The sequence below is a fragment of the Pseudoteredinibacter isoporae genome (genome assembly GCF_011602085.1).
GTDB lineage: Bacteria > Pseudomonadota > Gammaproteobacteria > Pseudomonadales > Cellvibrionaceae > Pseudoteredinibacter > Pseudoteredinibacter isoporae.
In genome coordinates this window covers 520,879-544,790 of the sequence record NZ_JAAONY010000001.1, presented here as the reverse complement: position 1 = coordinate 544,790, position 23,912 = coordinate 520,879, and the positions used below count along the sequence as shown (strand labels likewise).

Genomic DNA, 23,912 nt, shown 5'->3' with positions numbered 1-23,912 from the left:
GTCTATTCTTGGTCTTGAGAAGTTGAAGGTTTAGCCGGCACAGGGTCAATTCCGCCTGGGTGCCAGGGGTGGCATTTGGCCAATCGGCATGCGGCCAGGTAACAGCCCTTTAAACTGCCGTGAGTTTCTATTGCCTCTTTCGCATAATTAGAGCAGCTTGGGTAAAAACGACATTGGTTACCAACCCAGGGGCTGGCGAGGTATTGATAGACTTTGATCAAACCCAGCAATAGCGTTTTCATTAGTCATTGCTCGCTGCTTTACGAACCAGCTTTTGCCACTGTTTATTTAACTGACGTGTCAATGCCGCATTATCGAGTGTGTCCATGCCGCGGCGAGCGAGCACTATAGCATCGAATGAAGGCAATTGGTGTTGCTGTAACCGAAAAGATTCCCGAATCACACGTTTTAGACGATTGCGATCGACCGCGTGGCGAACATTCTTTTTGGCGATAACCAGACCCAGTCGGGGATGATCCAGCTGATTACGTTTTACGAGAATAAGGAAGTGCTGATGAGAAGCACGAAAGGAAGGCGAGTCGAAGACTGGCTTAAAATCACTGGAGTTCAGCAGTCGCAGGGATTTATCAAAACCTAAATGGTGCGACAAGCGAAAACTCCAGTGTCAGGGCAGTATTAGCGCTAATTATGCAGCCAATACTTTACGGCCCTTGCTGCGACGGCGAGCAAGCAACTTACGACCGTTTTTAGTGGCCATACGAGAGCGGAAACCGTGAGTGCGCTTGCGCTTCAGTACGCTTGGCTGAAAAGTTCTTTTCATGATAATACCCGTTGTTCAATCATGTCGGCTTTAGAGCTTAACTGAAACCCATTTGAACAGCCGAGCTCGTGGAAAAATGAGGCGCGATTTTAATGAATCCACCTAAAAAATGCAATGAATAATTAGAAAATGATCAGATATTGATGGATTAACGGTTTTTTAACCGTATTTGTACAGTCTATATTCAGGTTTTCAACAGGGTTTTCCACAGAAAACAAATTTTGAGCGTCTAGTCATGGATTTGAGATAGTTGGGTGAGTCGTTGATATAAGGGGAGTTTTTCTGGCTGTAGTAAAAATTAAATACGGTTTTTGTGGATAACTTATCCTTGTTGAGGTAGTCTAGGCGGATCGCTGTGGTTAACTTGAGTTATTTGAACAAACACAGCCAGGGAAAGAAGACTTATACACACGTCGCCATTGGCTTTTGTCACCCTCGTTGTCATTAAAGCCGCCATGTCTTTGGATAAAAAGAAGACAAACACAGACTTGGCGATCCAGAAAATAAAGTCTTTCTTCTTTATATATAGATATTGTTTCGCGCATGCCGATCAACATAGCGATTTTATGTTGTTTCCTGCTGCGCTGTTGTGGGTGAAAGCTTACAAGAATAAAACAAACCTGCTGGGTTATTGGGGGATTTTTTGTCAGGTCTTATTTGGGATAAATGCTTGAGCAGCTTAAGTCAGGAGTTGCCTTCTCAGCAGTTCAATACCTGGATCAAACCACTGCAAGCGCAATCGGACGATGCGGGTGGATTGTGTCTGTTGGCTCCCAATCGATTTATCCATGATTGGGTAAACGACAAGTACTTATCTCGTATCATTGAATTGGCCAATAATTACGCCGAGGGTGCTCGGTTGAATGTGAGTGTCGCAGTGGCTAATCGTCAGGCGACCCGTTTTCAACGTCGAAGCCAGCGTGCTAATCCTGAGCCAATTCAAACCGCTGTTGCTACGCCGACGATGAATCCAGTGCCTGCACCCACTCCGATAGTGGCACCGGATAATCGGGATCTAAACGTGCCTGTTTCCGACGGTATGCCGAACGTAAACTCAAACTATTCAACGGCAATAGATCCGGGATCGAGCAGCGCTGGCCATTCCGCTAACCTGGCTGTTCCTGGAATGAGTGGAGGCGGGTTCGACAATGCAGTGTCTAAGCCTGTCTCGTTGGATCAACAACCATCTGTACCTGCTGAACCAATAAAAGCAGCCCCTGAAATCATCAAGCCCAGCGGCGATATTGAAGTTGAAGGTGGCTTGAAGCATCGCACCTACTTAAATGCCGGTTTTACGTTTAAGAGTTTTGTTGAAGGTAAATCGAACCAATTAGGTTTGGCGGCTGCAAGGCAGGTAGCGGAAAATCCGGGTGGTTCTTACAACCCTCTGTTTATTTATGGCGGTGTTGGTTTAGGTAAAACTCACCTTATGCACGCTGTTGGTCACCACCTCGTTGAACAGAACCCACACGCTAAAGTGGTGTATTTGCACTCCGAGCGTTTTGTTGCGGATATGGTGAAAGCCCTGCAATTGAATGCAATCAACGATTTTAAGCGCTTTTACCGTTCAGTTGATGCGCTTTTGATTGATGATATCCAGTTTTTTGCCGGCAAAGAGCGTTCCCAGGAGGAATTTTTCCATACGTTCAATGCCCTGTTGGAAGGGGGGCAGCAAATTATCCTGACCTGCGATCGTTATCCAAAAGAGATTCAGGGGCTGGAAGAGCGATTGAAGAGCCGCTTTGGTTGGGGTTTAACCGTATCGGTTGAACCGCCCGAATTGGAAACCCGAGTGGCCATTTTGATGAAGAAGGCCGCTCAATCCAACATGTTATTGCCAAACGATGCGGCCTTCTTTATTGCCCAGCGCATTCGCTCCAATGTTCGTGAACTGGAAGGTGCACTTAAACGTGTGATTGCCAATGCGCAATTTACCGGACGCGATATCGATGTGCCTTTGGTTCGAGAAGCGCTAAAAGACCTGTTAGCCCTGCAAGATAAGCAAGTTGGTATCGATAATATCCAGCGCGTTGTGGCGGAATACTATAAAATCAAGGTGGCTGATTTATTGTCGAAGAGACGCAGCCGATCTGTTGCTCGACCTCGCCAGGTCGCTATGGCTTTGGCAAAGGAATTAACCAATCACAGCTTGCCTGAAATTGGGGACTCTTTCGGCGGACGCGATCATACAACTGTATTGCATGCCTGCCGTAAAATTAAGGAGTTAAGGGAAGAAGATGCCGATATCCGCGAAGATGTGAAGAATCTTTTGCGTTCCTTGACCACTTAAGTACGTTGTATTTATATAAGATATATCTAATATAAAACCATTAGGATTTGGGATAAATTGATGAAATTTACTATCTCTCGAGATGCTTTATTAAAACCCCTGCAGTTGGTTGCGGGTGTTGTAGAGCGCAGACAAACTCTGCCTGTTCTGGCGAATGTACTGGTTGTTCTTGAGGGCGATCAGCTATCCTTGACCGGTACCGATCTGGAAGTGGAAATCGTGGGCCGCGTGCAGTTGGAGCAAGCGGGAGATTCCGGTCAAATTACTGTTCCTGCGCGTAAGCTGTTTGATATTTGTCGTTCACTGCCTGATGGTGCTTTGATTGATTTTATTGAAGATGGTCAGAAGGTGACTGTGAAGAGTGGCCGTAGCCGTTTCAGTCTGGCAACCTTGCCTGCGAACGACTTCCCCAATGTGGAAGATTCCGCCCAGGATCTGCAGTTTTCCTGTGGTCAGTCCATTATCAAAGGCCTGATCGACAGCACTGGCTTTGCGATGGCACAGCAGGATGTTCGCTATTACCTCAACGGCATGCTTTGGGAAGTTAGCCAGGGGCAGTTACGTTTTGTTGCTACCGACGGTCACCGCCTTGCCTTGAGTACTGAGCAAATCGATATCAACTGCCCTGAAAACAAGCACGCGATTTTGCCCCGCAAAGGCGTCGTTGAATTGTCTCGACTGTTGGAAGACAGCGATGCTGAAGTTACAGTGAGCTTGGGTAGTAACCATGTCCGCGCAATTACAGAGCACTATACCTTCACTTCAAAGCTGGTTGATGGGAAATTCCCGGATTATGAGCGTGTATTACCGAAGAACGGCAACAAAACTGTTATCGGCGAACGCGCTGAGTTGAAGCAAGCCTTTGCTCGTACGGCGATTTTGTCCAACGAAAAATACCGAGGTGTAAGGTTGTTGCTAAGTGATGGACAGTTGACCGTCACAGCGAATAACCCTGAGCAGGAAGAAGCGGAAGAGCAGGTTACCGTCAACTACAGTGGGGACAGCCTGGAAATTGGCTTCAATGTCAGTTACTTACAGGATGTGGTCAACGTACTTCAATCTGAAAACGTTAAATTCACCCTGTCTGATTCCAATAGCTCGGCATTGGTGGAAGCCGAAGAGGGCGGCAACGCGGTTTACGTTGTAATGCCCATGCGTCTGTAAGGATGGGCTTTCCGCATTAGATGCCCCTAACCCGCCTAAAAATTTCCAATCTTCGAAATCTGGGTGCAGTTACACTGCACCCAAGTTCCAGTCTTAACTTTATATTCGGTGCTAACGGCAGTGGCAAAACCAGTCTTCTGGAGGCCATTTTCTTTCTGGGTACCGGCCGTTCCTTTCGCTCTCATAAGGTTAAGCCTCTAATTAATCATAATGCCGACAGTCTGATACTGTTTGCGAAGCTACTTTCTCAGGATTTTGAGCACAGTATTGGACTGGAAAGGCAGGGTTCAAGTGGAGCTAAGACAAAAATTGATGGAAAAGCTGTTTACTCGGCCTCCTCACTGGCTTCCTTGCTGCCCACCCTGATCATCGATGCTCACAGTTTTGATTTAATCGAAGGTGCACCGAAAGAGCGCCGCTCTTATTTGGATTGGTTGGTGTTTCACGTGAAACATTCCTTCCACGATTGCTGGAAAGGCTACTCAAAAGCCCTGAAACACCGGAATAGTCTGCTCCGACGTGGTAGAATAGAAGGCTTTGAACTGCGGCCCTGGGAGCAGGAGATGTGCTCTAAGGCCGAACAGCTGGCGCTGATGAGGCAGGAGTGCTTTGACAAGCTAAAGCTGAATTTAAATGAAGTTATCAGTGACTTTGTTCCTCTGGAAGGCATTAGTATCGACTTCTACAAAGGTTGGGATAAAGAAAAAACCTTTCAGGAGCAACTGGAAGAGGGGAAAGAACGCGATGCTAAGCTGGGCTACACCTGGTATGGCGCGCAAAAGGCTGATATCAAAATAAAAATTGAAGGCCATCCTGCAGAGCAAGCGCTTTCCCGAGGGCAGCAGAAGCTGTTGGTCTGTGCGCTGAAGATCTCAATAGGCAAAACATACAGCGAACTTACCGGAAAACCCTGCATTTATCTGGTAGATGATTTGCCAGCTGAGCTGGATGGCGACAACCAAAAGCGGCTTGCAAACTGGCTAAGCCTAATTGGTGCCCAGGTATTTGTTACTGCTGTAGAGAAACAAGCTTTATTGAATGCTTGGCCGGAAGCCGAAAAAGAACAAGCAGCGATGTTTCACGTGAAACATGGCTTAGTGGAACATACAAATCAGACGTTATAACGGCGTTTGATCGGCGTGAAACAGGCGCCAATATAACAACGGAGTATGCTATGTCAGAAGAATCATCTTATGATTCGTCCAGTATTAAGGTATTGAAAGGCCTGGATGCTGTGCGTAAGCGCCCAGGTATGTACATTGGTGACACGGATGATGGCACCGGTTTACACCACATGGTGTTTGAGATTGTCGATAACTCAATTGATGAGGCGCTTGCTGGCCATTGTTCTGAGATCAGAATCGTCATTCACCCTGATGAATCGGTATCGGTATCTGATAATGGTCGTGGAATCCCGACAGAAATGCATGAAGAAGGGGTGTCCGCCGCCGAAGTGATTATGACCGTACTCCATGCGGGCGGTAAGTTTGACGATAATACTTATAAGGTATCCGGTGGATTGCACGGTGTAGGGGTATCCGTGGTAAACGCCCTATCGTCAGAGTTGAAACTGACCATTCGCCGTGAAGGCAAAATCCATGAGCAGATTTACCATCATGGTGTTCCACAGGCCCCATTAACGGTAGTGGGTGATACGGAAATCAGCGGTACAGAAATTCATTTCACACCGTCCCCGGATACCTTCAGCAATATTCAGTTCCACTATGACCAGCTAGCCAAACGCCTGCGTGAGCTGTCTTTCCTGAACTCTGGTGTTCGTATTGTTCTGAAAGATGAGCGTACAGCTAAAGAAGACATCTTTGAATACGAAGGTGGCTTGCGTGCCTTTGTTGAATACTTGAATCAAAACAAGAATTCCGTAAATCAGGTGATGCACTTCGATGTGCAGCGTGATGATGGAATTGGTGTTGAAGTCGCTTTGCAGTGGAATGACTCCTTCCAGGAAGGTATTTTTTGCTACACCAACAATATTCCCCAGCGTGACGGTGGTACTCACCTGGCCGGCTTTCGTTCTGCACTGACACGCGGACTGAATAACTATATTGAAAAAGAGGGCATGGGTAAGAAAGAGAAAGTTTCTACCACCGGTGACGATGCCCGCGAAGGTTTAACCGCCATCATTTCGGTAAAAGTCCCTGATCCTAAATTCTCTTCCCAGACCAAAGACAAGCTGGTTTCTTCCGAAGTGAAAGGTGCAGTTGAGCAGGAAATGGGAGCAGCCTTCAGCGATTATCTGTTGGAAAACCCCCAAGAAGCCAAAGCGGTTGTGGGCAAGATGATCGAAGCGGCGAAGGCGCGAGAAGCCGCGCGTAAAGCTCGTGAAATGACCCGTCGTAAAGGGGCTTTGGATATTGCGGGTCTGCCAGGAAAGTTGGCGGACTGCCAGGAAAAAGATCCGGCCTTGTCTGAAGTATACCTGGTGGAGGGTGACTCGGCGGGTGGTTCTGCAAAGCAGGGCCGTGATCGCCGAACTCAAGCTATTCTGCCTTTGAAGGGTAAGATCCTGAACGTTGAAAAAGCACGTTTCGATAAAATGCTGTCCAGTGCCGAGGTTGGCACACTGATTACCGCATTGGGTTGTGGTATTGGTGCGGAAGAATTCGACCCGGATAAACTGCGTTATCACCGCATCATTATCATGACGGATGCGGACGTGGATGGATCTCACATCCGCACGCTGTTACTGACTTTCTTCTTCCGTCAAACTCGAGAATTGATTGAACGTGGTCATGTCTATATTGCGCAGCCTCCGCTGTACAAAATCAGCAAAGGCAAGCAGGAACAGTACCTGAAAGATGAGGCAGCCCTGGAAGAATTCCTGACCAATGTGGCCCTGGAATCCGGTGCGCTTTATGTGAACCCGGATGCTCCCGCTATTACCGGTGGTTCATTGCAGGAATTGGTAAACGCTTACCGTGCCGTTATGGGTACAATCGAACGTTTATCTCGCCTGTACCCATCTGAAGTTCTGGAGCAGATGATCTATCATTCTGCGATTAGCATGGATGATATGGCCAGTGAAACAAAGGTACAGGAGTGGAGTGAGTCTTTACTATCAAAAATTCAAAGCGATAACTCAACCGGCAGCCATCGCTACAGCGTTACCGTGAGCGAAGACAGTGAGCGTCATGTTTACCTGCCAACGTTTAAAGTAACGGCCCACGGTGTGGATACCGAGTATCACTTTGGTCATGACTTCTTCCAATCCGGCGAATATCAATCCATGGTTGAGTTGGGTAATAAGCTAAATGGCTTAATGGAAGAGGGTGCCTACTTCTCCAAAGGTGAGCGTAAGTTGGAAACCCGTGATTTCAAAGATGGCCTGGAATGGCTGATGAAAGAATCCAAGCGCGGCTACAACGTTCAGCGCTATAAAGGTTTGGGTGAAATGAACCCTGAACAGCTTTGGGAAACCACTATGGATCCGGAAACCCGCCGTATGCTGCAGGTGACCATCGAAGACGCCATCAGTGCTGACCAGATGTTCAACACCTTGATGGGGGATCAGGTTGAACCTCGCCGTGACTTTATCGAAAGCAATGCGCTGTCGGTGGCAAACTTGGATGTTTAGTCTCCCAGTTGTTTATTGGCAAATCGCAATGAAGTAAGAATAAAAAAAGGCAGCTTTCGAGCTGCCTTTTTTGTGTAGATTCACAGAGAGATCAAAGTCTTCTCAATCACGTGGGAAATGGTTTTTCCATCAAAGTGGTATTGGTAGTGTTTGGCCTGGCGACAATTAGACAGGGCGGGTGGCCTGAACACGCCATAACAATGACCACCATCTCTTCGCACGCTGGAAAATGCGATGCCCCAGGACTTGGCGTCTTTCAGCTTTTGGCCGAGGGCCTGACCGGCTGAATAATCATCGAGGTGATATATATCGGACAGTTCTTCTTGTCTACCTAGAACGGTGTGGAGGTTTTGGTCCAAGTCGGTTAGCAGTGAGCGCATATCCACGGTTGTTGGGCTGCTGTTGAAATCGCAAAAGAATTTCGCCCGGTGGTATTTGGTTTCTTCGATGGCAGTTTCCAGTTCCTTCGCGCAATAAAATACACCGTAACCTCTATCGAAACGGCCTCCATCTTCATTCACTCGGGCGTGGGTAAAGGCCGCCATAATATAGCTGGTGCCAGGGCCGGCGATCCGATCTTCTTTGGCAACCAGGCTGATGTCCCCAACTTCGTCTCTAAGTCGGTCATTGGTCAGGGATTCAATTTCGTGGAGAATTTCGAATTCTTCAGCGTTGGCCACTCTCTCGTAGAGGTCAATCGGCGGAAAGCGGCTGGGAATCAAGCGATAAGTGGTCTCTTTAACAGGAGTGACTTCCAGGTCAGCGACATCCATTCCTAGCCGCCTCGCTCTGCATCCAGATATTGGCGAACATGTGCCAAATCCACGATATGTCCGGCCAGCATTCGCTGTAGCGGAGATTGGCCGTTGAAGGCACTGCTGCTATTGGGGGATGTTATCCAAGTATCGGAAATACGTTCTTCCGGGATAAGAATCTGAAGCGATCTCCAGATGCCCAGAATGTAACTGGTTCTCTCAAGGAGGTCATTGGTGAGAGTGGCGGATTCGGGCTTTTTCTTCCAGTTGTAAAAAGTCCCTTCATTATGTAAGCCTAATAAGGCCTGCTGCTGGCTATTATTAAGTTTCCAGCGTTCAAAGATTTGCAGAATGGTTCTGATTAAAGGCCCTGCGGCCTCTTTTCTTTTTTCAGTGGTGAAATTTGCAAATTGGCTCATGGTGTTTTTCCTCAAGCTTTACAAAATTATAGCTCAATTGATAAATACTTCAATATTATAGTCAATCTTCTATTGGCCTCTTAAAATTTGAAAAAAGTGGACCTTTCTAAAGCCACTTTGTTGAGCAAGACTAAAAGCACCATAAAACCAAACAGGGGATAACGATGAGTGTTCAGGTACGAATGCTGAGCGAAGACGATTTTGATCAGTGGCAAGAACTCTTCAAGGGCTATTGTGATTTTTATGAAAGTCCGGCTGATAAAGAAAAGATCATGATCCAGTGGAATTGGCTACATGATGACGCCAATATGCTCCAAGGGTTGGTGGCTTATGATGAAAATGGTGATTTAGCAGGCTTAGCTCATTATCACGCTTGGCCCTTGAGTATCTATGGCAAGGAAGTGTGTTACTTGAGTGACTTATTTGTTTCTCCGGTGTTTCGGGGTAAGGGGGTGGGTAAACTTCTTTATCGTCATTTAATGGATATGTGTAAAGAAAAGGGCTGGCCAGCATTAACCCTACTGACCCAGGATGGAAATGCCACGGCGAGGTCGCTCTATGACCAATATGCGGAAGCGAGTGATTTTCGCTTTTACATAACGGGTGTGTAAGCAAATCCGCTAAGTTAGAGCGGGCTTAGTGTTGCGCCCCGCTGTTGAACAGCCGATTGCAATATTGAAACGGCGTTCAGAATCTTGTCTTCGTCACAGGAAGTAAACCCGAGGAGAAAACCCTGCTTGGCGCGAACCGGTTCCCGATAGAGAAAAGAGAGGGGAATGCAGCTTATGTCGGTATCTGATATGGCTTCCATAATTTCTGAATCGGTCACGTCTTTACCTTGAAGTTCGGCAACAATATGCAAGCCACCGGGGTTGAACGCTTCCTGGTGATTGATGTGGTTGCCGACAAGTGCTTGCTCAAGAGCCCGTCGGCGTCTGCCATAGATTTTTCTCATATTGGATACGTGTTTGGCGAATCGGCCGGAGCTGATCAATTCGGCAAGTGCTGCTTGGCTTACGACGCTACTGAAGTTTCCAAGCATTGGGTAGATTGCCTGAAAACTCTCGACCAGAGCTAAAGGAACAACCACAAAACTCATGCGTAAACTCAGAGACAGGGTTTTGCTGAAGGTACCCATATAGAGAGTTCGCTCATTGTTCTCTAAACCGAACATAGCCGGAATAGGATTGCCCTTGTATCGAAACTCACCATCGTAGTCATCTTCCAGCAGCCAGCTGTCTTTGGCCTTAGCGATGTCGATAAGTTTGAGCCGACGACTGATTGGCATGGTATAGCCAAGCGGAAATTGATAGGAGGTCGACGTGCAAATCAAGCGGGGTGAGCTGTCCCGAATCTGTTCTGTGCTGGGGTTTAATCCATGATGATCAATTTCCGTATTAATTGGCTTAAGACCTTCCATTTCCAATGTTTCTGCAATCATTGGATAACCGGGATTTTCGATCCAGGCGCTGTCACCGGGTTGACTCACAGTCTTAGCAATAAGAGAAACTGACTGTGAAGCTCCATGAGTAATAAATACTTGTTCCGGCCGAACATTGATGCCTCGTGAAATTGCGAGATGTCTGGCGATGGATTGGCATAGAGGAAAAAAGCCATTTCCAGATGTAAATTGTTTTAAGGCGTCTCCAATTTGAAGGCTATGCTTTTTATAAAGCTTGTTCCATACCCCATAGGGAAAAAGAGAGTGGTCGACAAAACCTGGAAGAAGTTGGTTTCCACTAAAAACAATGTTGCTGCTTTTTAGTGGTGTGCCTTCCAAGCGTCTGGAGGGAGGGTTTTTTGCTTGGGAAGCGGGAAAAACATGGCCGTCCAAATTTTTTGATGACTGACTTGTGAATTTTAAATCGGCAATATAGGTACCGTCGCCTTGTCTGGTAATGAGAAAGCCTTCTGAAAAAAGTTGATCCAAGGCTGTAGAAATCGTAGTTCGGGATAACTTCAGGGAAGAAGCCAATGAACGACTTGAAGGGATTTTGGATGCTGGAGCAAGTACACCATTTATAATCGCCTCGCGAATCACCACATAAACTTGCTGATGCAGTGCTTCCTCACCCGAGCGTTCCAACTTCAATGCAATCAAATCTGCAAGGAGCTTGCTTTCGTTCATGATGATCACTCAATGGGGCATGAATCGGATTTTGATGTTACCTATTCCAATATATTAACAAGTCTGTGCGTGATCACAAAAAGACAAAGTTTCTAAACCTTATGAGCGAGTACTTCGTCATAGCGGTTTTCTTGTTGGGCTGATCGAGTTTTGTGTTTAACCCAGTTAATCACTTTGGATTCAATAAAAAACCAGGATAGAGATGCGAGTAGAAGTGAGAAAACAAAGGTTACTGATGTCAGCCATAGAAAATGATCCCCTGCCATAGAAGAAATAGGGCTGTATTGGTATACCCATTTCATGACTGGAAAATGCCATAAATACAAGCCATAACTAACTAGCCCCATATAGAACACGTAGCGGTTCGCAAAGAGTAATCTTGCGCTGCTTAAGTTTGCTGCACAGGCGAGTACGACCAGCGCCGTTACGGCACTGAACAGCGTTGTCCAACTGAAGAATATTAGGTTGTTTTTCCAATACAAAAGCTTGTCAGTGTCCATCCAGGAAATCAGCAATACATACGCTGGGAGGGCCAATGCGAAAGCGACGGGCAAATAGCGTAGGTAGCGTGTCCGTAACTGGGCATTTTCATAATAGTGCACATGAATTAATGCAGCCATAATACCCAGCCCGAATGAATCCAAACTGCCTGGGAGCTGTACCGTCCATACCGTTACCTTTGCGGTGGGAAGTTCGCTGACCACATAATAACGCCAGACAAGCATACAGCCGACAAATAAAAACAATAAATAAAACCGGTTTTTCCATTTTAGGAATGGCCCCAAAAACGGTAATACGATGTAGAAGGACAGTTCAATTGGTAGTGTCCACCATACGCCATTCAATATCGGGTTTCCGATCCCTATGGGCTCTGGAATAAACAACATGAGTACATAACCGTACAGCCTATCCAAACCAAAAGGCCAATCTCCATTAAGGGCATAAAAAACAAACAGAAGAATGATTAATTGCGCATAGTAGGCGGGGAATACCCGAGAAGCGCGATGCAGAAAATAAGACGGTGTTACCGGAGATCGTTTGAAGCTGGAATTTGCGCGTATGAATGGTCGAGCTAACAGGAAGGCCGAGAGAACAAAGAGAATCTGAACACCCGACCAACCAACAGACAATAGTGGGTCCAAACGTACATTTATGTCTCCCAAGGGCAAGCTTAGCGAAGAAAACCCCGCTTCTCCCCAACAATGAAACAGCAGCACCATCAAGGCTGCAATTCCCCTTAGTCCTGTCAGCCCTGGCATCGAGTGCTGAAGGTGATTCCGTTCTAACATAAATCCTACGCATCAGAATTCAGAGGTAGGGGCTGATTATTCAAATTTAGTAAAACAACTATTCATTCACCAATACCGGGTTTTGTGCGGCACCGGTTAGCGAACATAGACATGTAAATATCTTTTGTGCTGGCTGGAAAGCGGTTTTGTCGACTACAAAACTGGATATTTAAATACTTTTTGCTAGGTACGTAGAAGTTCTATTACTAAATTTGAATTGGTTTATATTCAGTCCCTAAATTAGTGCATTCCAAGAGGGGCATACTATGCATTCGGTGTGAGCAGAAATAAAGCTTGAGATACAAATTTATACATCGTGATAGACAAAGTCCCGGATAATTGGATTGAATGGTTTCGGCTTTCAAAAAGGATTGTGATTGTTTTTATTCAACTTGCTTAGGCAATCAAAGAATTGGATAGTGGGAGAAGAAGTTTAAACATAACGGAGGGATATGTTCAGAAAAGAAAAAGCCTGAACCCTTCCTTGTTCCAGTCTTACGCTAAAACGAGAAAAGATTCAGGCTTTGATGTATTACAAAAAACTGGATTAGCGAATGCGCTCAATCTCAACTTTTGCTACAGCACCGCCCCAATTGTAACGTGCGCGGGTCAAGTCAGCTTCACCGTGGATACCTGGGCTCGGGAATACGTAACCTTCACCGGAATCATCGGGTGAGAATGGGCTGCCGCCACAACGAGGGCCTGGAATATCAGCACACAGCTCTGAGTTGGTTTCGGTACCAGCATCGTAAGCGTTCATGTAATAGGTCAGCTTAGCGGTCCGGAAACCTGGCAGTACCGCCTGGTTTAAGGCCACCATGGTGTCATTGGTTGGCAGCAGCATGGAAACGATACTGATAAAGCTAACAAATGGCTGAGATTGCAGTTCAAATTCCGTGCTTTCACCTGGACCCAAAAGGCCGCTGGTTGTTGCTGTATCGGCAACGCTGGAAGATGCATCCAATTGAGTGGCCAGGGGGCCTACATCACCACCTTCTGCTACGCGAGCAACTTCATCGCTGGCAGCCTGACCAACTTCAAATACTTTCACATCACTGCGATGAGATGCGGCCAAAAACGGCGTAAAGGTAATACCGTGAGTAATGTTCGTGATTTTTACTTTATAGGTTTCCAGAGCCTGGGCAGATACACTGGCGGACAGGCTCAAGCCTGCGGCGAGAATAGCGGTTGAAGCGATAAGTGTTTTCTTAAGAGACATGTTGTAATTTCCTCTATTGCGACGTTGGGTACTAACTGCAAAACCGCAGATAACGTTACAGAGCAAAACAAACTATCCAGTCACTGCTTTCTAAAGAAAAAATCACAAGTTGATTAAAAAATATAACAAATGGGGACATGAGTAGCCCTCCTGAAAGGCTACCCAGGGAACTTAAGAGGTTTTAGGCGACATCTGATTGATCATTGTAATGGCTCAATTCTTCGAGATAATCCATTACCTGGTGGCTGGCCTGTTCCATTTCTTCCATATATTGTGTTGCCAGCTCTTGCTGGTTCTCGGCCAGAGCGTTTAAGGCGGCGATGCCGCAGTCGTGGACCTTTTTGTGAGGAACATCGATATTTTTGTACGCGGCGCTGTCTCCGTATTTCTCCATGCCTTCATTTTTATACCAAATGCCCAATCGGCAATTCATATGGCCGGTGAAATCATCAATGGATTTATCGCTTTTGCCGGACGCGACAGCATAGACTTCGCTTTTCCAGACAATATGGTCCAGCTTGACGGTTTGAACAAAGGTCCGCATGGAAGCGTTGCTGATGGTGGATTTCATGGTATTGCAGCAGCCAATAATGGCGCCGTAGTCTTCATTCAGGCGACCGACACCTTCTGACAGTTCATTATTACTGCTTTGGATTGTGTTCACTGAGTCCACGGTTTCTGAGGTGGATTGGATAATCTGACCCACCAGCTCAGATACTTCGTTGGCGGAGGTATTGGTATTGTTGGCCAGGGAGCGAACCTCGTCCGCGACCACACTGAAACCACGACCGGCTTCGCCGGCCCGGGCCGCCTCAATGGCAGCATTCAGGGCCAGCAGGTTGGTTTGGTCCGAGATCTTGGAAATGGTCTCCACAAAAGAGTTAATGTTGTCGGCCATCTCCGAGAGGCCAGAGATGTTTTCTGTCATCCCCCCCATATTATTGGTCAGGCCATGCATCTCGGTGACGATCTGCTTCAGGGAATCATTGGAGACATCAAGCAGTTCATTGATTTTGTCCGAGGATTGGCTTTCAGCTTCGATTGATTGGTGTGAGGAGAGTACCGATTCACGAATTCGCTCAATTTGTCCCAAACACTCCAAAGTGTAACCGAGGAGTTTGGATTCAAAGCCCCCGTTGTTGTTAAGCTGCTCTGGTGCTTCTTCAATTTCTGTGGGAATTTTAAGTTGTTGGTTTTCTTGCTCAAGCAAGCGAATTTGCTTACGTAGAGATTCGTTTTCCTGTTCCAGACTTTGGTAGCTTGATTGCAATACGAACATTGATCCACCCTTTTTCCATTATGATGTACTGTTATTTGCCTAAAGACACATCCATGAAGGCTGGATAGAAGTTCCTGCCCAAGTACCTCTGTCAGTTAATCTCGTCCGTGAATTCAAGAAGTAAGCTTCTTATCGGCTCTTCTTTAAAAAAGTTAATACAAAATTAGCATAGACTAGAATGTGACGGTCGCTAGGGTGGAGGCAGGAAAATAAAAAAGCCGCCCGGAAGGCGGCTTGGAATAGGGTTTGAAAGGTTTATTTTGCCTTAGTGAAATCGGCACCCGTCAGGATGGCAAATTCATCGATATTCAAATAGCGCTTCATTACCTCGTGAATATCTTTGGCTGTAAGGGACTCAATTTTTGCTTCAAAGTCTTTCGACCATTGCATATCGCGTTTTAAATACGAATTGTTGCCGAGCATGGGGGCAAGCTCATCGTCTTTTGAACGCGCAATTTTACGTTGCTGCAGATAACCGGATTTAGCACTGGCGATTTCTTCATCAGTGAAGCCGGATTCAATGACTTTCTGCAAAACTTCTTTTACACCAGACTCGACCTTGCCCAGGTTTTGCGGCGCACAGATGGCGTAGATGCCCAGGGCAGAACGCTTATCCAGCTCGCTTTGATTCAAGAAAGAACCAGCGCTGTAACTTAAGCCATCTTCCTGGCGAAGTTTGGTGGCCAAACGACTGTTCAAAAAGCCTCCGCCCAACATATAGTTTCCGAGTACCAGCGCCGGGCTATCTTTATGCCCATCATTAATGGGTAATGAAATGGTCGCCGCAAAAACAGCGTTTTCCTTATCCGGCGTATTAAACTGTTGGGCTTTGTTATTCACAGCTTGAAAGGAACGAGCGATGCGCTGATAAGCTGTTTTGGGTTTCCAATCCGCGAAGAGTTTTTTCAGTTGAGATGTAATCGCCTTCTCATCAAAATCACCGACGACAGCAATTTCCCCGAATTGGCTGCCATAAAATGTATCGTGAAAAGCTTTTACGTCTTCGAGTTTTAAACCTTCCAAACGTTTCAGGCTTTCATCGAAAGTTGGTACATAGTGTGGGTGGTCTTTTGCTACCTGACGGTGACGACGGCTGTACTCACGGAAAACCAGCGATTGCGGGTTTTGCATGCTCTGCTCAAGATTCACTTTGGATTTGGCTTTGTACTGATCGAATTCTTTTGAGTCAAAGTTAGCTTCTTTCAGCACATGGGCAATCAGCTCGATAACCTTGGACAGGTTTTCACGCTTGGTATTTGCGCGAATTCCGATACCGGTTGCACCACCACCAATGGAAACACTGGATTTCAATTTATCGAATTCGTCTTGCAGCTGTTCCCGGGTGTACTTGCTGGTGCCGTGCATTAATAAGTTTGCGGCAGCGCTGCCAATATTGGCTTTTGACATCAATGATTTTTCATCACCGAGGTTTAAGCTCATATAAAACTCGACGGATTCACCACGAGTTTTCTTGGGCAACAGTGACACTTTCAGATCATTGCCGATGCTGAAGTTTTCTGTACGTTTATCGATATTATCGAAGGAGGCATCAAAGACTTCACCAGCACTCACCGCTTTGCGACCTTTGTAGCCTTTCAGCATATCGCTGACGCTGGCAACGGCAGGAATTTCCACTCGCTCGGGTTTGTCAGCAGGTAGATAACGGCCAGCGGTTCGATTATTTCGAGTCAGGTATTTTTCAGCTACGCGTTGAACATCTTCAACGGTAACTTTCTCAATGCGGTCGCGATTCAAAAACAGTAAACGCCAGTCACCCATACCGAGCCATTCGCTCAATTCCAGAGCAACGCTTTCGGAAGAATTAAAACCGAGTTCAAAGTTTTTGATCAGCTTGCGTTTGGTGCGCTCAACTTCTTCCTGGGTAATCGGTGTTTTCGCCAGATTCTCCAGAACCTTGTGACTTGCGTCGATGGCTTTATTCAAATCTTCTGCCTTGTCGACGACCAGGCCATACATCATTAAACCTGGCTCAGCCCACTGAAAATTAAAACCGTAACTTTGGGTGGCGAGTTTCTTTTCAACCACTTCCTGATGCAGACGGCCGCGTGGGGTTTCGCTCATGATGCCGGATAGAACTTCCAGCGCCGCAAAATCTTCATGGGAACCAGCGGGAACGTGATAAGCCATTAGATAAACCTGCACATCGCCAACGCGTCGAACGGTAACCAGCTTTTCACCGTCTTGGGCAGGTTCCTGGGTATACAGTGGCTCAATAACGCGTTCGGGCTTTGGAATCGGGCCGAAGGCGGCTTCGACTTTCTTCAGCATATCCGCAAGTTCAAACTTACCCGCGACAATTAACGTTGCATTGTCCGGTTGGTAGTACTTTTTATAGAAGGCCTTGAGGCGATTAATTGAAACGTTTTCAATATCCGAGCGGGCACCGATGGTGGATTTTCCGTAATTATGCCAACTGTATGCCGCTGCCATCACGCGTTTGGCCAGAACGTTATAAGGGCTGTTTTCACCGCGTTCGAACTCATTGCGTACGACCGTCATTTCACTGTCGAGATCTTTCTGGGCAATGAAGGAATTCACCATACGATCGGCTTCCATATCCAGAGCCCAATCGATATTTTTCTCGGTGGCATTGAAGGTTTCGAAATAATTGGTGCGATCCGTCCAAGTTGTACCGTTCGGGCGGGCACCGTGTTCGCTGAGCTCTTTGGGAATGTCTTTATGCTTTGGGCTGCCTTTGAAAACCAGATGTTCCAATAAATGGGCCATACCGGTTTCGCCGTAGTTCTCATGTTTGGAACCGACTTGATAGGTCACATTTACCGTTACGGTTTCCTGGGTGACGTCGGGAAAGAGAAGAACGCGTAAGCCGTTATCCAGGCGGTATTCACTGATACCTTCAACTTCGGTAACTTTTACAGGTTTTGCCAGAATACCTTGAGATAAAGTACCGGCGGCAATGATCGCTGACGCAATCAAGGTTTTACGAAAAGACAAGCCCATAGCTGGCTCCTTATGATTGGGCAGCACCCCCTCGATGGGGTGCTGGAGTTACAAATGGGTCGAGCGTATTTTTAGACGCTGTGTTGCTCGATCCAGTTTCGTACTTCTTGGGTAAGTTCTTTGCTATTGCGGTCTTCACTGCTGATCATATCACTAATTGAGACAGTGACGACGCCAGCTTGTTTCGCAAGTTTGTGTGGAGCCCAGAAAACTCCAGCGTTGTGCGCTACGGCAACGACGGGGACGTTGGCAGCGATGGCTATATCGGCGCCGCTGCGGGCGAAGTTTCCAAGTTCACCAGGTTCCTTACGGGTGCCTTCGGGAAATACCAACACACTAATGCCGTCATCCAGACGAGCGACACCTTCCTTGCGAATTTTTTTAAGGGCTTCTCTGGGGTTGCCACGATCAATCGGGATCGATCGTAATGCTCGTAAACCCCAACCAAAGAATGGAATGTTTAATAATTCCTGCTTAAGAATAGTCGCAACAGGACTGAAGTGAGCCTGTAAAAACAGGGTTTCCCAGCTGCTTTGGTGATTGGCGAGAATCACACAGGGTCGCGTCAGGCTTTCTTTATTGCCGCGAATGTCGATACGGACACCACAGCAGACTTTGAGCCAGAACAGACAAAATCGATTCCAGGCGACCAGCACAGGCGCCCGAAGCGAGTAGGGGAATAACATAAGTGGCAGTGCCAATGCGCCAAAGAGAATACCGGTAATTACATAACCGATATAAAAAACAATTGCGCGTAGCTTTGCTATCAAGAGTCCATATCCTTAACCGAAGTGATCGGCGATATAGGCAGCCGCCGCTGCGAGATCATCAAATACCGGTGTATTTTCCAGTCCGTCGACCGGTTCTTTGGCGAGCTTGGCCAGGGTTTGTTCGCCTTTACCTGTGCGCACCAAAATAGGTTGGCAACCCTTGGCGAGACCGGTTTCCAGGTCTCTTAAGCTGTCGCCAACGAAAGGCGCGCCTTCCGCACAGACATCAAATTCAACTTCTATGGCATCCACCAAACCGGTTTTGGGTTTGCGGCAGCTGCAATTGTCATCCGGCCCATGGGGACAGTAGAAAATGGCCGCAATACTTCCGCCACGGGTTTCCACCATCTCGGTGAGCTTGCTGTGCATGGCTTCCAGATCATCAAGGTCAAACAAACCCCGTGCCAGTCCGGATTGGTTCGTTGCAACCACAACGGTAAAGCCCAGGCGGGAGAGTTTGGCAATGGCTTCCAGACTGCCTTCAATTGGCTGCCACTCTTCAGCCGACTTAATATAGTCAGCCGAATCGTGGTTGATCACACCGTCTCTGTCCAGGATAACCAGTTTCACAGTGGCCTCTTACTTAGCCGGTGCCAACAGGGAAATGTCCGCGACCTGCAGGAACAACTGACGCAGCTTGTTCAACAGGGCCAGGCGATTGTTGCGCAGATCCATATCGTCTGCCATGACCATAACATCATCAAAGAAGCTGTCGACGACTGGACGCAAATCCGCAAGGGCGCTCAGCGCTTCGGTGTAATTGGCGTCGACAAAGAGCGGCGCAACCTGCTCGGCTTTTTCAGCAACGGCCTTGGCCAATGCTTTTTCAGCGGCTTCCGTTAACAGGGCGTCGTTTACGTCATCAGCAACCGGGCTTTCGAGCTTGGCCAGAATATTGGATACGCGCTTATTAGCGGCGGCCAATGCGGTAGCATCTTCCAGCTGGCTGAAAGCATGAACGGCGTGAACGCGACGGTTAATATCCAATGGCACGCTGAGATTTTTGGCGCTTACGGCCATAAAGACTTCAGCAGCAATTTTTTCTTCTTCGTACCAGGCGCGAAAACGTTCCAGCATATAATCCAGAGCGGTCTTCACCGAGGCTTCGCTGTCTTTAATGGCGCTGCCATGATTAATGGTGGCCAGTTTCAACAGTTGTCCCAGATCCAGCGGCAGTTCTTTTTCAACCAGCAGACGCAAAACGGCAACGCTGGCGCGACGCAATGCGAAGGGATCTTTTGAGCCAGTAGGTTTTTGTCCGATGCCAAAAATACCGCTCAAGGTATCGAGGCGATCTGCCAAGGCGATGATGGTACCAGTTGTGCTGCTCGGCAATTTATCGCCCGCAAATTTCGGCAGATATTGTTCTTGTAATGCCAGGGCAACTTCTTCGTCTTCACCAGCGTGCTTGGCGTAGTAGTAACCGGCGACACCTTGCATCTTGTCGAACTCACCGACCATGTCGGAGACCAGATCGCTTTTACAAAGCTCAGCGGCGCGCTGGCACTTCGCCAAATCACCACCGACTTGTTGAACCATCATTTGAGCGAGATTGCGAATGCGTTCGGTCTTATCGTAAATAGAACCCAATTGCGCCTGGAAAACGATGGGCTTCAAACGTTCGCGCATATCGCTCAGGCTGGTTTTTTTGTCGGTTTCGAAGAAGAATGCTGCATCGGCGAGGCGAGGACGAATCACTTTTTCGTTGCCGGAAATCACCTGGGCCGGGTCTTTACTTTCGATATTACTGATGGTGATAAAGTAAGGCATCAGTTGGCCATCAGTGTTTTGGACCGGGAAGTATTTCTGGTGCTCTTTCATAGAGTAGACCAGCGCTTCGGAAGGAACTTCCAGGAAGCTTTCTTCAAACTTGCCTGTCAGAGCAACGGGCCATTCAACCAACGCGGTGACTTCGTCCAGCAATTCTTCATCCAACATGGCTTCGCCATTTACCTTGGTGGCTTCGGCCAACACTTGCTGTTTGATCAGTTCGCGACGTTGTTCAAAGTCTGCCATCACATAAGCAATAGACTGAAGCTTCTCGGCGTACTCACTGGCTTGATCAATAATCAGAGTTTGGTTGTAGTGGAAGCGATGGCCGCGGGTTTCGCGATTGGCCTTTACGCCATACACTTCCGCTTCAATCAGCTCGTTACCAAACAACATCATTAGCCACTGTACCGGGCGCACAAATTCATCGCGACGGGCACCCCAGCGCATACGCTTGGCGATTGGCAGTTTAGCCAGTGATGTCTGAATAATGGCTTCGAGTTTATCGCTTGTTAGTTCTCCGCCGGCTTTTTTGCGGTAAATCAATTTGTCCTGTTTACCATCGTTTTCGGTTTTCAGGTCATCGACGGCGATGCCGTTTTTATTGGCAAATGCTTCGGCGGCTTTACTGGGCTTACCTTCTCCATCAAACGCAATTTTTGCCGGCGGGCCCCAGACAGCGACTTCTTTCACCGGAGTCTGCTCATCCAGGCCATTAACCTGAACAGCCAAACGGCGCGGTGCGGCGTAGGCCTTTACGGAATCGAAAGACAGTTCCAAATCCTTCAGACCGGTTTCGATACCTTGTTGAAAGGCATTGGACAAGGTTTTCAGGGCTTTTGGAGGCAGTTCTTCGGTGCCCAGTTCAACTAAAAAATCTTTTTTCATCAGGCGTCCTCCTCCTTGGCCAGGAACTCATTACGCAGACTTTCCTCGGCAAGTGGGAAACCCAGTTCTTTACGTGCGTCGTAGTACGCTTGGCAAACGGCGCGCGCCAAGGTGCGAACACGCAGAATGTAACGTTGGCGCTCGGTCACCGAAATGGCGTGGCGAGCATCCAGCAGGTTAAAGGTATGGGAGGCCTTCATAACCATCTCATAGGCTGGTAAAGGCTGGCCGGCTTTCACCAGGCGAGCGGACTCGCTCTCGTACTTGTCGAAGCATTGGAACAGAAAATCCACATCGGCTTCTTCGAAGTTATAGCGTGACATTTCCACTTCGTTCTGGTGGAAAACATCGCCATAGGTCACCGGGCCTTGCGGGCCTACGGTCCAGATCAAATCGTAGATGCTGTCGACACCCTGCAGGTACATGGCGATACGCTCGAGACCATAGGTAATCTCGCCCATAACCGGCATACACTCAAGGCCGCCAACTTGCTGGAAGTAAGTGAATTGGGTTACTTCCATACCGTTCAACCAGACTTCCCAGCCCAGACCCCAGGCACCCAGAGTTGGAGATTCCCAGTTATCTTCCACAAAGCGGACATCATGTATGGTGGTATCAATACCCAGAGCATCAAGAGAACCCAGATAGAGCTCCTGGAAGTTTTCCGGGTTGGGCTTCATGACTACCTGAAATTGATAGTAGTGTTGAAGGCGGTTCGGGTTTTCACCGTAGCGGCCGTCAGTCGGGCGACGACAAGGCTGCACATAGGCCGCATTCCAGTTTTCCGGGCCAACCGCACGCAGAGTAGTGGCTGGGTGAAAGGTACCGGCACCGACTTCCATATCCAAGGGCTGTAAAACCACACAGCCCTGTTGGGCCCAATATTGTTGCAGGGCGAGAATCAGCCCTTGAAAAGTACTTGTATCAGCTTTGGGGTCGGACACCGCGACATTGCCTCCGGCAGAATGAATCAAAAGGGCGGATTATATCGTCGGCAGCACAATAACTCTATGGCGGAAGGGGTTTCAGACCGGGCAAACGCCTAATTCGCTTGGGACTGAAAGCGGATTACGTTAAGCTGCGCCCTTGATACACCTGAAGTACACCTGACTTATGACAAACGCCAGTAACTCGCCTGCTCCCAAGCGAGGACTTATTTACCTGATTATGGCCATAGTGGCTCGTTTACCTCTGGGACTGAGCCGAGGAATCGGCCGGACCATCGGCCGTTTGCTCTGGCTTTGTAACAGTCGGGAGGCCAAGGTAACCCGACGCAATCTGGCGATGTGCTTCCCCGATATGCCCGAGGAAGAACGCCTGAAGCTTGCCAGGCAAAGTTTGCAGGAAACCGGGGTTATGCTGATGGAGACCCCGGCAGTGTGGATGCAGGACATGGAATGGTTGAGAGCCAAGGTCATCGAAACCGAAGGCTGCGAGCTGGTGGAAGAAGCGCTGGCGAAAGGTAAAGGCATGATTTTGATTGCTCCCCATCTGGGTAACTGGGAAGTGGTGGGTTTGTACGCAGCGACACTCGGCCCGATCACCAGTCTGTTTGAACCCCCAAAAAATGCCGAAGTCGGTGCAATTATTCAGGAATCCCGGGAAAAGTCCGGTGCGACACTGGTGCCAACCGATCGCCGCGGTGTAATGAAGTTACTCAAGGCAATTAAAGCGGGTGGGATTTCCGGCATACTGCCCGATCAGGTGCCTGACGATGGCGCCGGTGAGTTGGTGGAGTTCTTTGGTCGTCCGGCTTATACCATGACGCTGCTGTGCAATTTGATCAGCAAAACCGGTTGTGAAGCGTTAGTGAGTTATGCGGAGCGAATCCCGGGGGGCTTCAAGCTGGTTTTCAAAAAGCCCTGCTCAGAACTGTACAATGAAGATTGTGACGAATCCTTACGGGCACTGAATCGCAGCGTGGAAGATGCCATTAAGGAAATTCCCAGTCAGTATCAATGGGAATACAAACGCTACAAGTGTTTCGAAGAGGGGTATCAGGACCCCTATACTCAACTGACTTAGGCCATCTTCTTAAAGACTCAATTTACAGGCCCAGCGTCTCTAAACGTTTTTTCAATTCCGCTTCCGCCTGGGCTTCCCACTCAGGCTTTTCTTTCGCAATCAACTGTTCCAGTGCCGGCTTGATCGGTAGCTTGAGGCCCTGGCAATCCAGTTCGGTTTCCGGAATTGGAATTTGCATATCCAGTTTACTGCTGAGTGTCTCGGCAAATACCGGTTTGAAAATCATCTCACTATTGGTTTCAAACTCGGTGGTGCAATCGATGTCGATTTCCTGGCCGAACAGTTTTTGCTTGACCTTGCCACTGAGTTGAACTTTCAAAGGCAGTTTTGCCGTAATCGTTTCCGGACCGCTTCCAATACCGGCATCTCCCGCTTTGCTGATGTGCAAATTGTAGTGGCCGTACTGCCAGGGGATATCCTTGGCATGAAACAGTACTTCCGGCAGCTGTTTGCTGAGAACTCTTTCGATGAGAGTGTTGAGTGCATTTTCACCGTAAGACATATTGGCGGCACTGAGACACAAAATGGCTGAGACGAGTTTTTTTTTCATTGTCGTTTTAT

The 23,912-nt window shown here is 47.8% G+C and carries 21 protein-coding genes and 1 pseudogene; 6 read left to right on the top strand and 16 right to left on the bottom strand.

The window, feature by feature from the left end; all coding sequences use genetic code 11:
• Positions 1–2: 2 nt before the first annotated feature.
• The 3 genes from yidD to rpmH are packed head-to-tail and all read right to left on the bottom strand — an operon-like array spanning position 3 to position 781.
• Positions 3–242, bottom strand: coding sequence for a membrane protein insertion efficiency factor YidD (gene yidD / locus G8768_RS02320; RefSeq protein WP_166851964.1), 240 nt, complete (start codon positions 240–242; stop codon positions 3–5).
• Positions 242–610: a ribonuclease P protein component gene (rnpA, locus tag G8768_RS02315; RefSeq protein ID WP_166851967.1), complete on the bottom strand. Its 369-nt coding sequence runs from the start codon at positions 608–610 to the stop codon at positions 242–244. Before rnpA ends, yidD begins: the two co-directional genes overlap by 1 nt.
• Before the next feature lie 36 nt (positions 611–646).
• Entirely contained in the window at positions 647–781 is a 135-nt protein-coding gene (rpmH, locus tag G8768_RS02310) for a 50S ribosomal protein L34 (protein ID WP_166851970.1), read from the bottom strand.
• 670 nt (positions 782–1,451) lie between these two features.
• Between rpmH and dnaA the strand changes: the two genes are divergently transcribed.
• From dnaA to gyrB, 4 genes are read left to right on the top strand one after another with little or no spacing between them, the layout of a single operon-like run.
• Positions 1,452–3,071, top strand: coding sequence for a chromosomal replication initiator protein DnaA (gene dnaA, locus G8768_RS02305; protein ID WP_371315461.1), 1,620 nt, complete (start codon positions 1,452–1,454; stop codon positions 3,069–3,071).
• 60 nt (positions 3,072–3,131) lie between these two features.
• Entirely contained in the window at positions 3,132–4,235 is a 1,104-nt protein-coding gene (gene dnaN, locus G8768_RS02300; RefSeq protein ID WP_166851981.1) for a DNA polymerase III subunit beta, read from the top strand.
• 20 nt (positions 4,236–4,255) lie between these two features.
• Positions 4,256–5,359 carry a DNA replication/repair protein RecF gene (gene recF / locus G8768_RS02295; protein ID WP_166851986.1) on the top strand — a complete coding sequence of 368 codons (1,104 nt, stop codon included), beginning with the start codon at positions 4,256–4,258 and terminating at the stop codon, positions 5,357–5,359.
• Between the two features lie 50 nt (positions 5,360–5,409).
• Entirely contained in the window at positions 5,410–7,827 is a 2,418-nt protein-coding gene (gyrB, locus tag G8768_RS02290; RefSeq protein ID WP_166851991.1) for a DNA topoisomerase (ATP-hydrolyzing) subunit B, read from the top strand.
• An 80-nt stretch (positions 7,828–7,907) separates the two neighbouring features.
• On the opposite strand, the gene G8768_RS02285 is transcribed toward gyrB, so the two are convergent.
• Together G8768_RS02285 and G8768_RS02280 are read right to left on the bottom strand one after the other, a co-directional pair.
• On the bottom strand, positions 7,908–8,600 hold the full coding sequence (locus tag G8768_RS02285; protein WP_166851997.1) for an RES family NAD+ phosphorylase: 693 nt from the start codon (positions 8,598–8,600) through the stop codon (positions 7,908–7,910).
• Positions 8,601–8,602: 2 nt separating this feature from the next.
• Positions 8,603–9,001: an MbcA/ParS/Xre antitoxin family protein gene (locus tag G8768_RS02280; RefSeq protein ID WP_166852001.1), complete on the bottom strand. Its 399-nt coding sequence runs from the start codon at positions 8,999–9,001 to the stop codon at positions 8,603–8,605.
• A gap of 164 nt (positions 9,002–9,165) precedes the next feature.
• Between G8768_RS02280 and G8768_RS02275 the strand changes: the two genes are divergently transcribed.
• Positions 9,166–9,612: a GNAT family N-acetyltransferase gene (locus G8768_RS02275; protein WP_166852006.1), complete on the top strand. Its 447-nt coding sequence runs from the start codon at positions 9,166–9,168 to the stop codon at positions 9,610–9,612.
• A gap of 14 nt (positions 9,613–9,626) precedes the next feature.
• On the opposite strand, the gene pdxR is transcribed toward G8768_RS02275, so the two are convergent.
• From pdxR to glyQ, 10 genes and pseudogenes are all read right to left on the bottom strand, one after another.
• Positions 9,627–11,129 carry a MocR-like pyridoxine biosynthesis transcription factor PdxR gene (gene pdxR, locus G8768_RS02270; RefSeq protein ID WP_166852010.1) on the bottom strand — a complete coding sequence of 501 codons (1,503 nt, stop codon included), beginning with the start codon at positions 11,127–11,129 and terminating at the stop codon, positions 9,627–9,629.
• Positions 11,130–11,221: 92 nt separating this feature from the next.
• The gene (locus G8768_RS02265) at positions 11,222–12,418 is read right to left on the bottom strand and encodes an acyltransferase family protein (protein WP_166852015.1); all 1,197 of its coding nucleotides are present in this window, start codon (positions 12,416–12,418) and stop codon (positions 11,222–11,224) included.
• Positions 12,419–12,965: 547 nt separating this feature from the next.
• Entirely contained in the window at positions 12,966–13,637 is a 672-nt protein-coding gene (locus tag G8768_RS02260; protein ID WP_166852020.1) for a spondin domain-containing protein, read from the bottom strand.
• Between the two features lie 181 nt (positions 13,638–13,818).
• Complete coding sequence (locus G8768_RS21320) at positions 13,819–14,181, bottom strand: CZB domain-containing protein (protein ID WP_425048673.1); 363 nt, start codon at positions 14,179–14,181, stop codon at positions 13,819–13,821.
• A 69-nt stretch (positions 14,182–14,250) separates the two neighbouring features.
• Positions 14,251–14,565 (bottom strand): annotated as a pseudogene (locus G8768_RS21315) (methyl-accepting chemotaxis protein); the annotation flags it as partial.
• Positions 14,566–15,171: 606 nt separating this feature from the next.
• Entirely contained in the window at positions 15,172–17,898 is a 2,727-nt protein-coding gene (locus G8768_RS02250) for a M16 family metallopeptidase (protein ID WP_166852032.1), read from the bottom strand.
• A 71-nt stretch (positions 17,899–17,969) separates the two neighbouring features.
• Positions 17,970–18,668 (bottom strand): lysophospholipid acyltransferase family protein, encoded by a 699-nt coding sequence (locus G8768_RS02245; protein ID WP_243749346.1) that lies wholly within the window; start codon positions 18,666–18,668, stop codon positions 17,970–17,972.
• Positions 18,669–18,680: 12 nt separating this feature from the next.
• Positions 18,681–19,238, bottom strand: a complete 558-nt coding sequence (gmhB, locus tag G8768_RS02240) for a D-glycero-beta-D-manno-heptose 1,7-bisphosphate 7-phosphatase (protein ID WP_166852035.1) — start codon at positions 19,236–19,238, stop codon at positions 18,681–18,683.
• Positions 19,239–19,247: 9 nt separating this feature from the next.
• Positions 19,248–21,326, bottom strand: coding sequence for a glycine--tRNA ligase subunit beta (gene glyS, locus G8768_RS02235; RefSeq protein ID WP_166852038.1), 2,079 nt, complete (start codon positions 21,324–21,326; stop codon positions 19,248–19,250).
• Entirely contained in the window at positions 21,326–22,270 is a 945-nt protein-coding gene (glyQ, locus tag G8768_RS02230) for a glycine--tRNA ligase subunit alpha (RefSeq protein ID WP_166852041.1), read from the bottom strand. The genes glyS and glyQ overlap by 1 nt, the downstream gene beginning before the upstream one ends.
• A gap of 169 nt (positions 22,271–22,439) precedes the next feature.
• Between glyQ and G8768_RS02225 the strand changes: the two genes are divergently transcribed.
• Positions 22,440–23,351, top strand: a complete 912-nt coding sequence (locus G8768_RS02225) for a lysophospholipid acyltransferase family protein (protein WP_166852044.1) — start codon at positions 22,440–22,442, stop codon at positions 23,349–23,351.
• A 22-nt stretch (positions 23,352–23,373) separates the two neighbouring features.
• Here G8768_RS02225 and G8768_RS02220 read toward each other — a convergent pair whose 3' ends face one another.
• A complete protein-coding gene (locus tag G8768_RS02220) occupies positions 23,374–23,901 on the bottom strand; it encodes a DUF4403 family protein (RefSeq protein ID WP_166852047.1) in 528 nt (175 codons plus the stop codon).
• Positions 23,902–23,912: the final 11 nt, after the last annotated feature.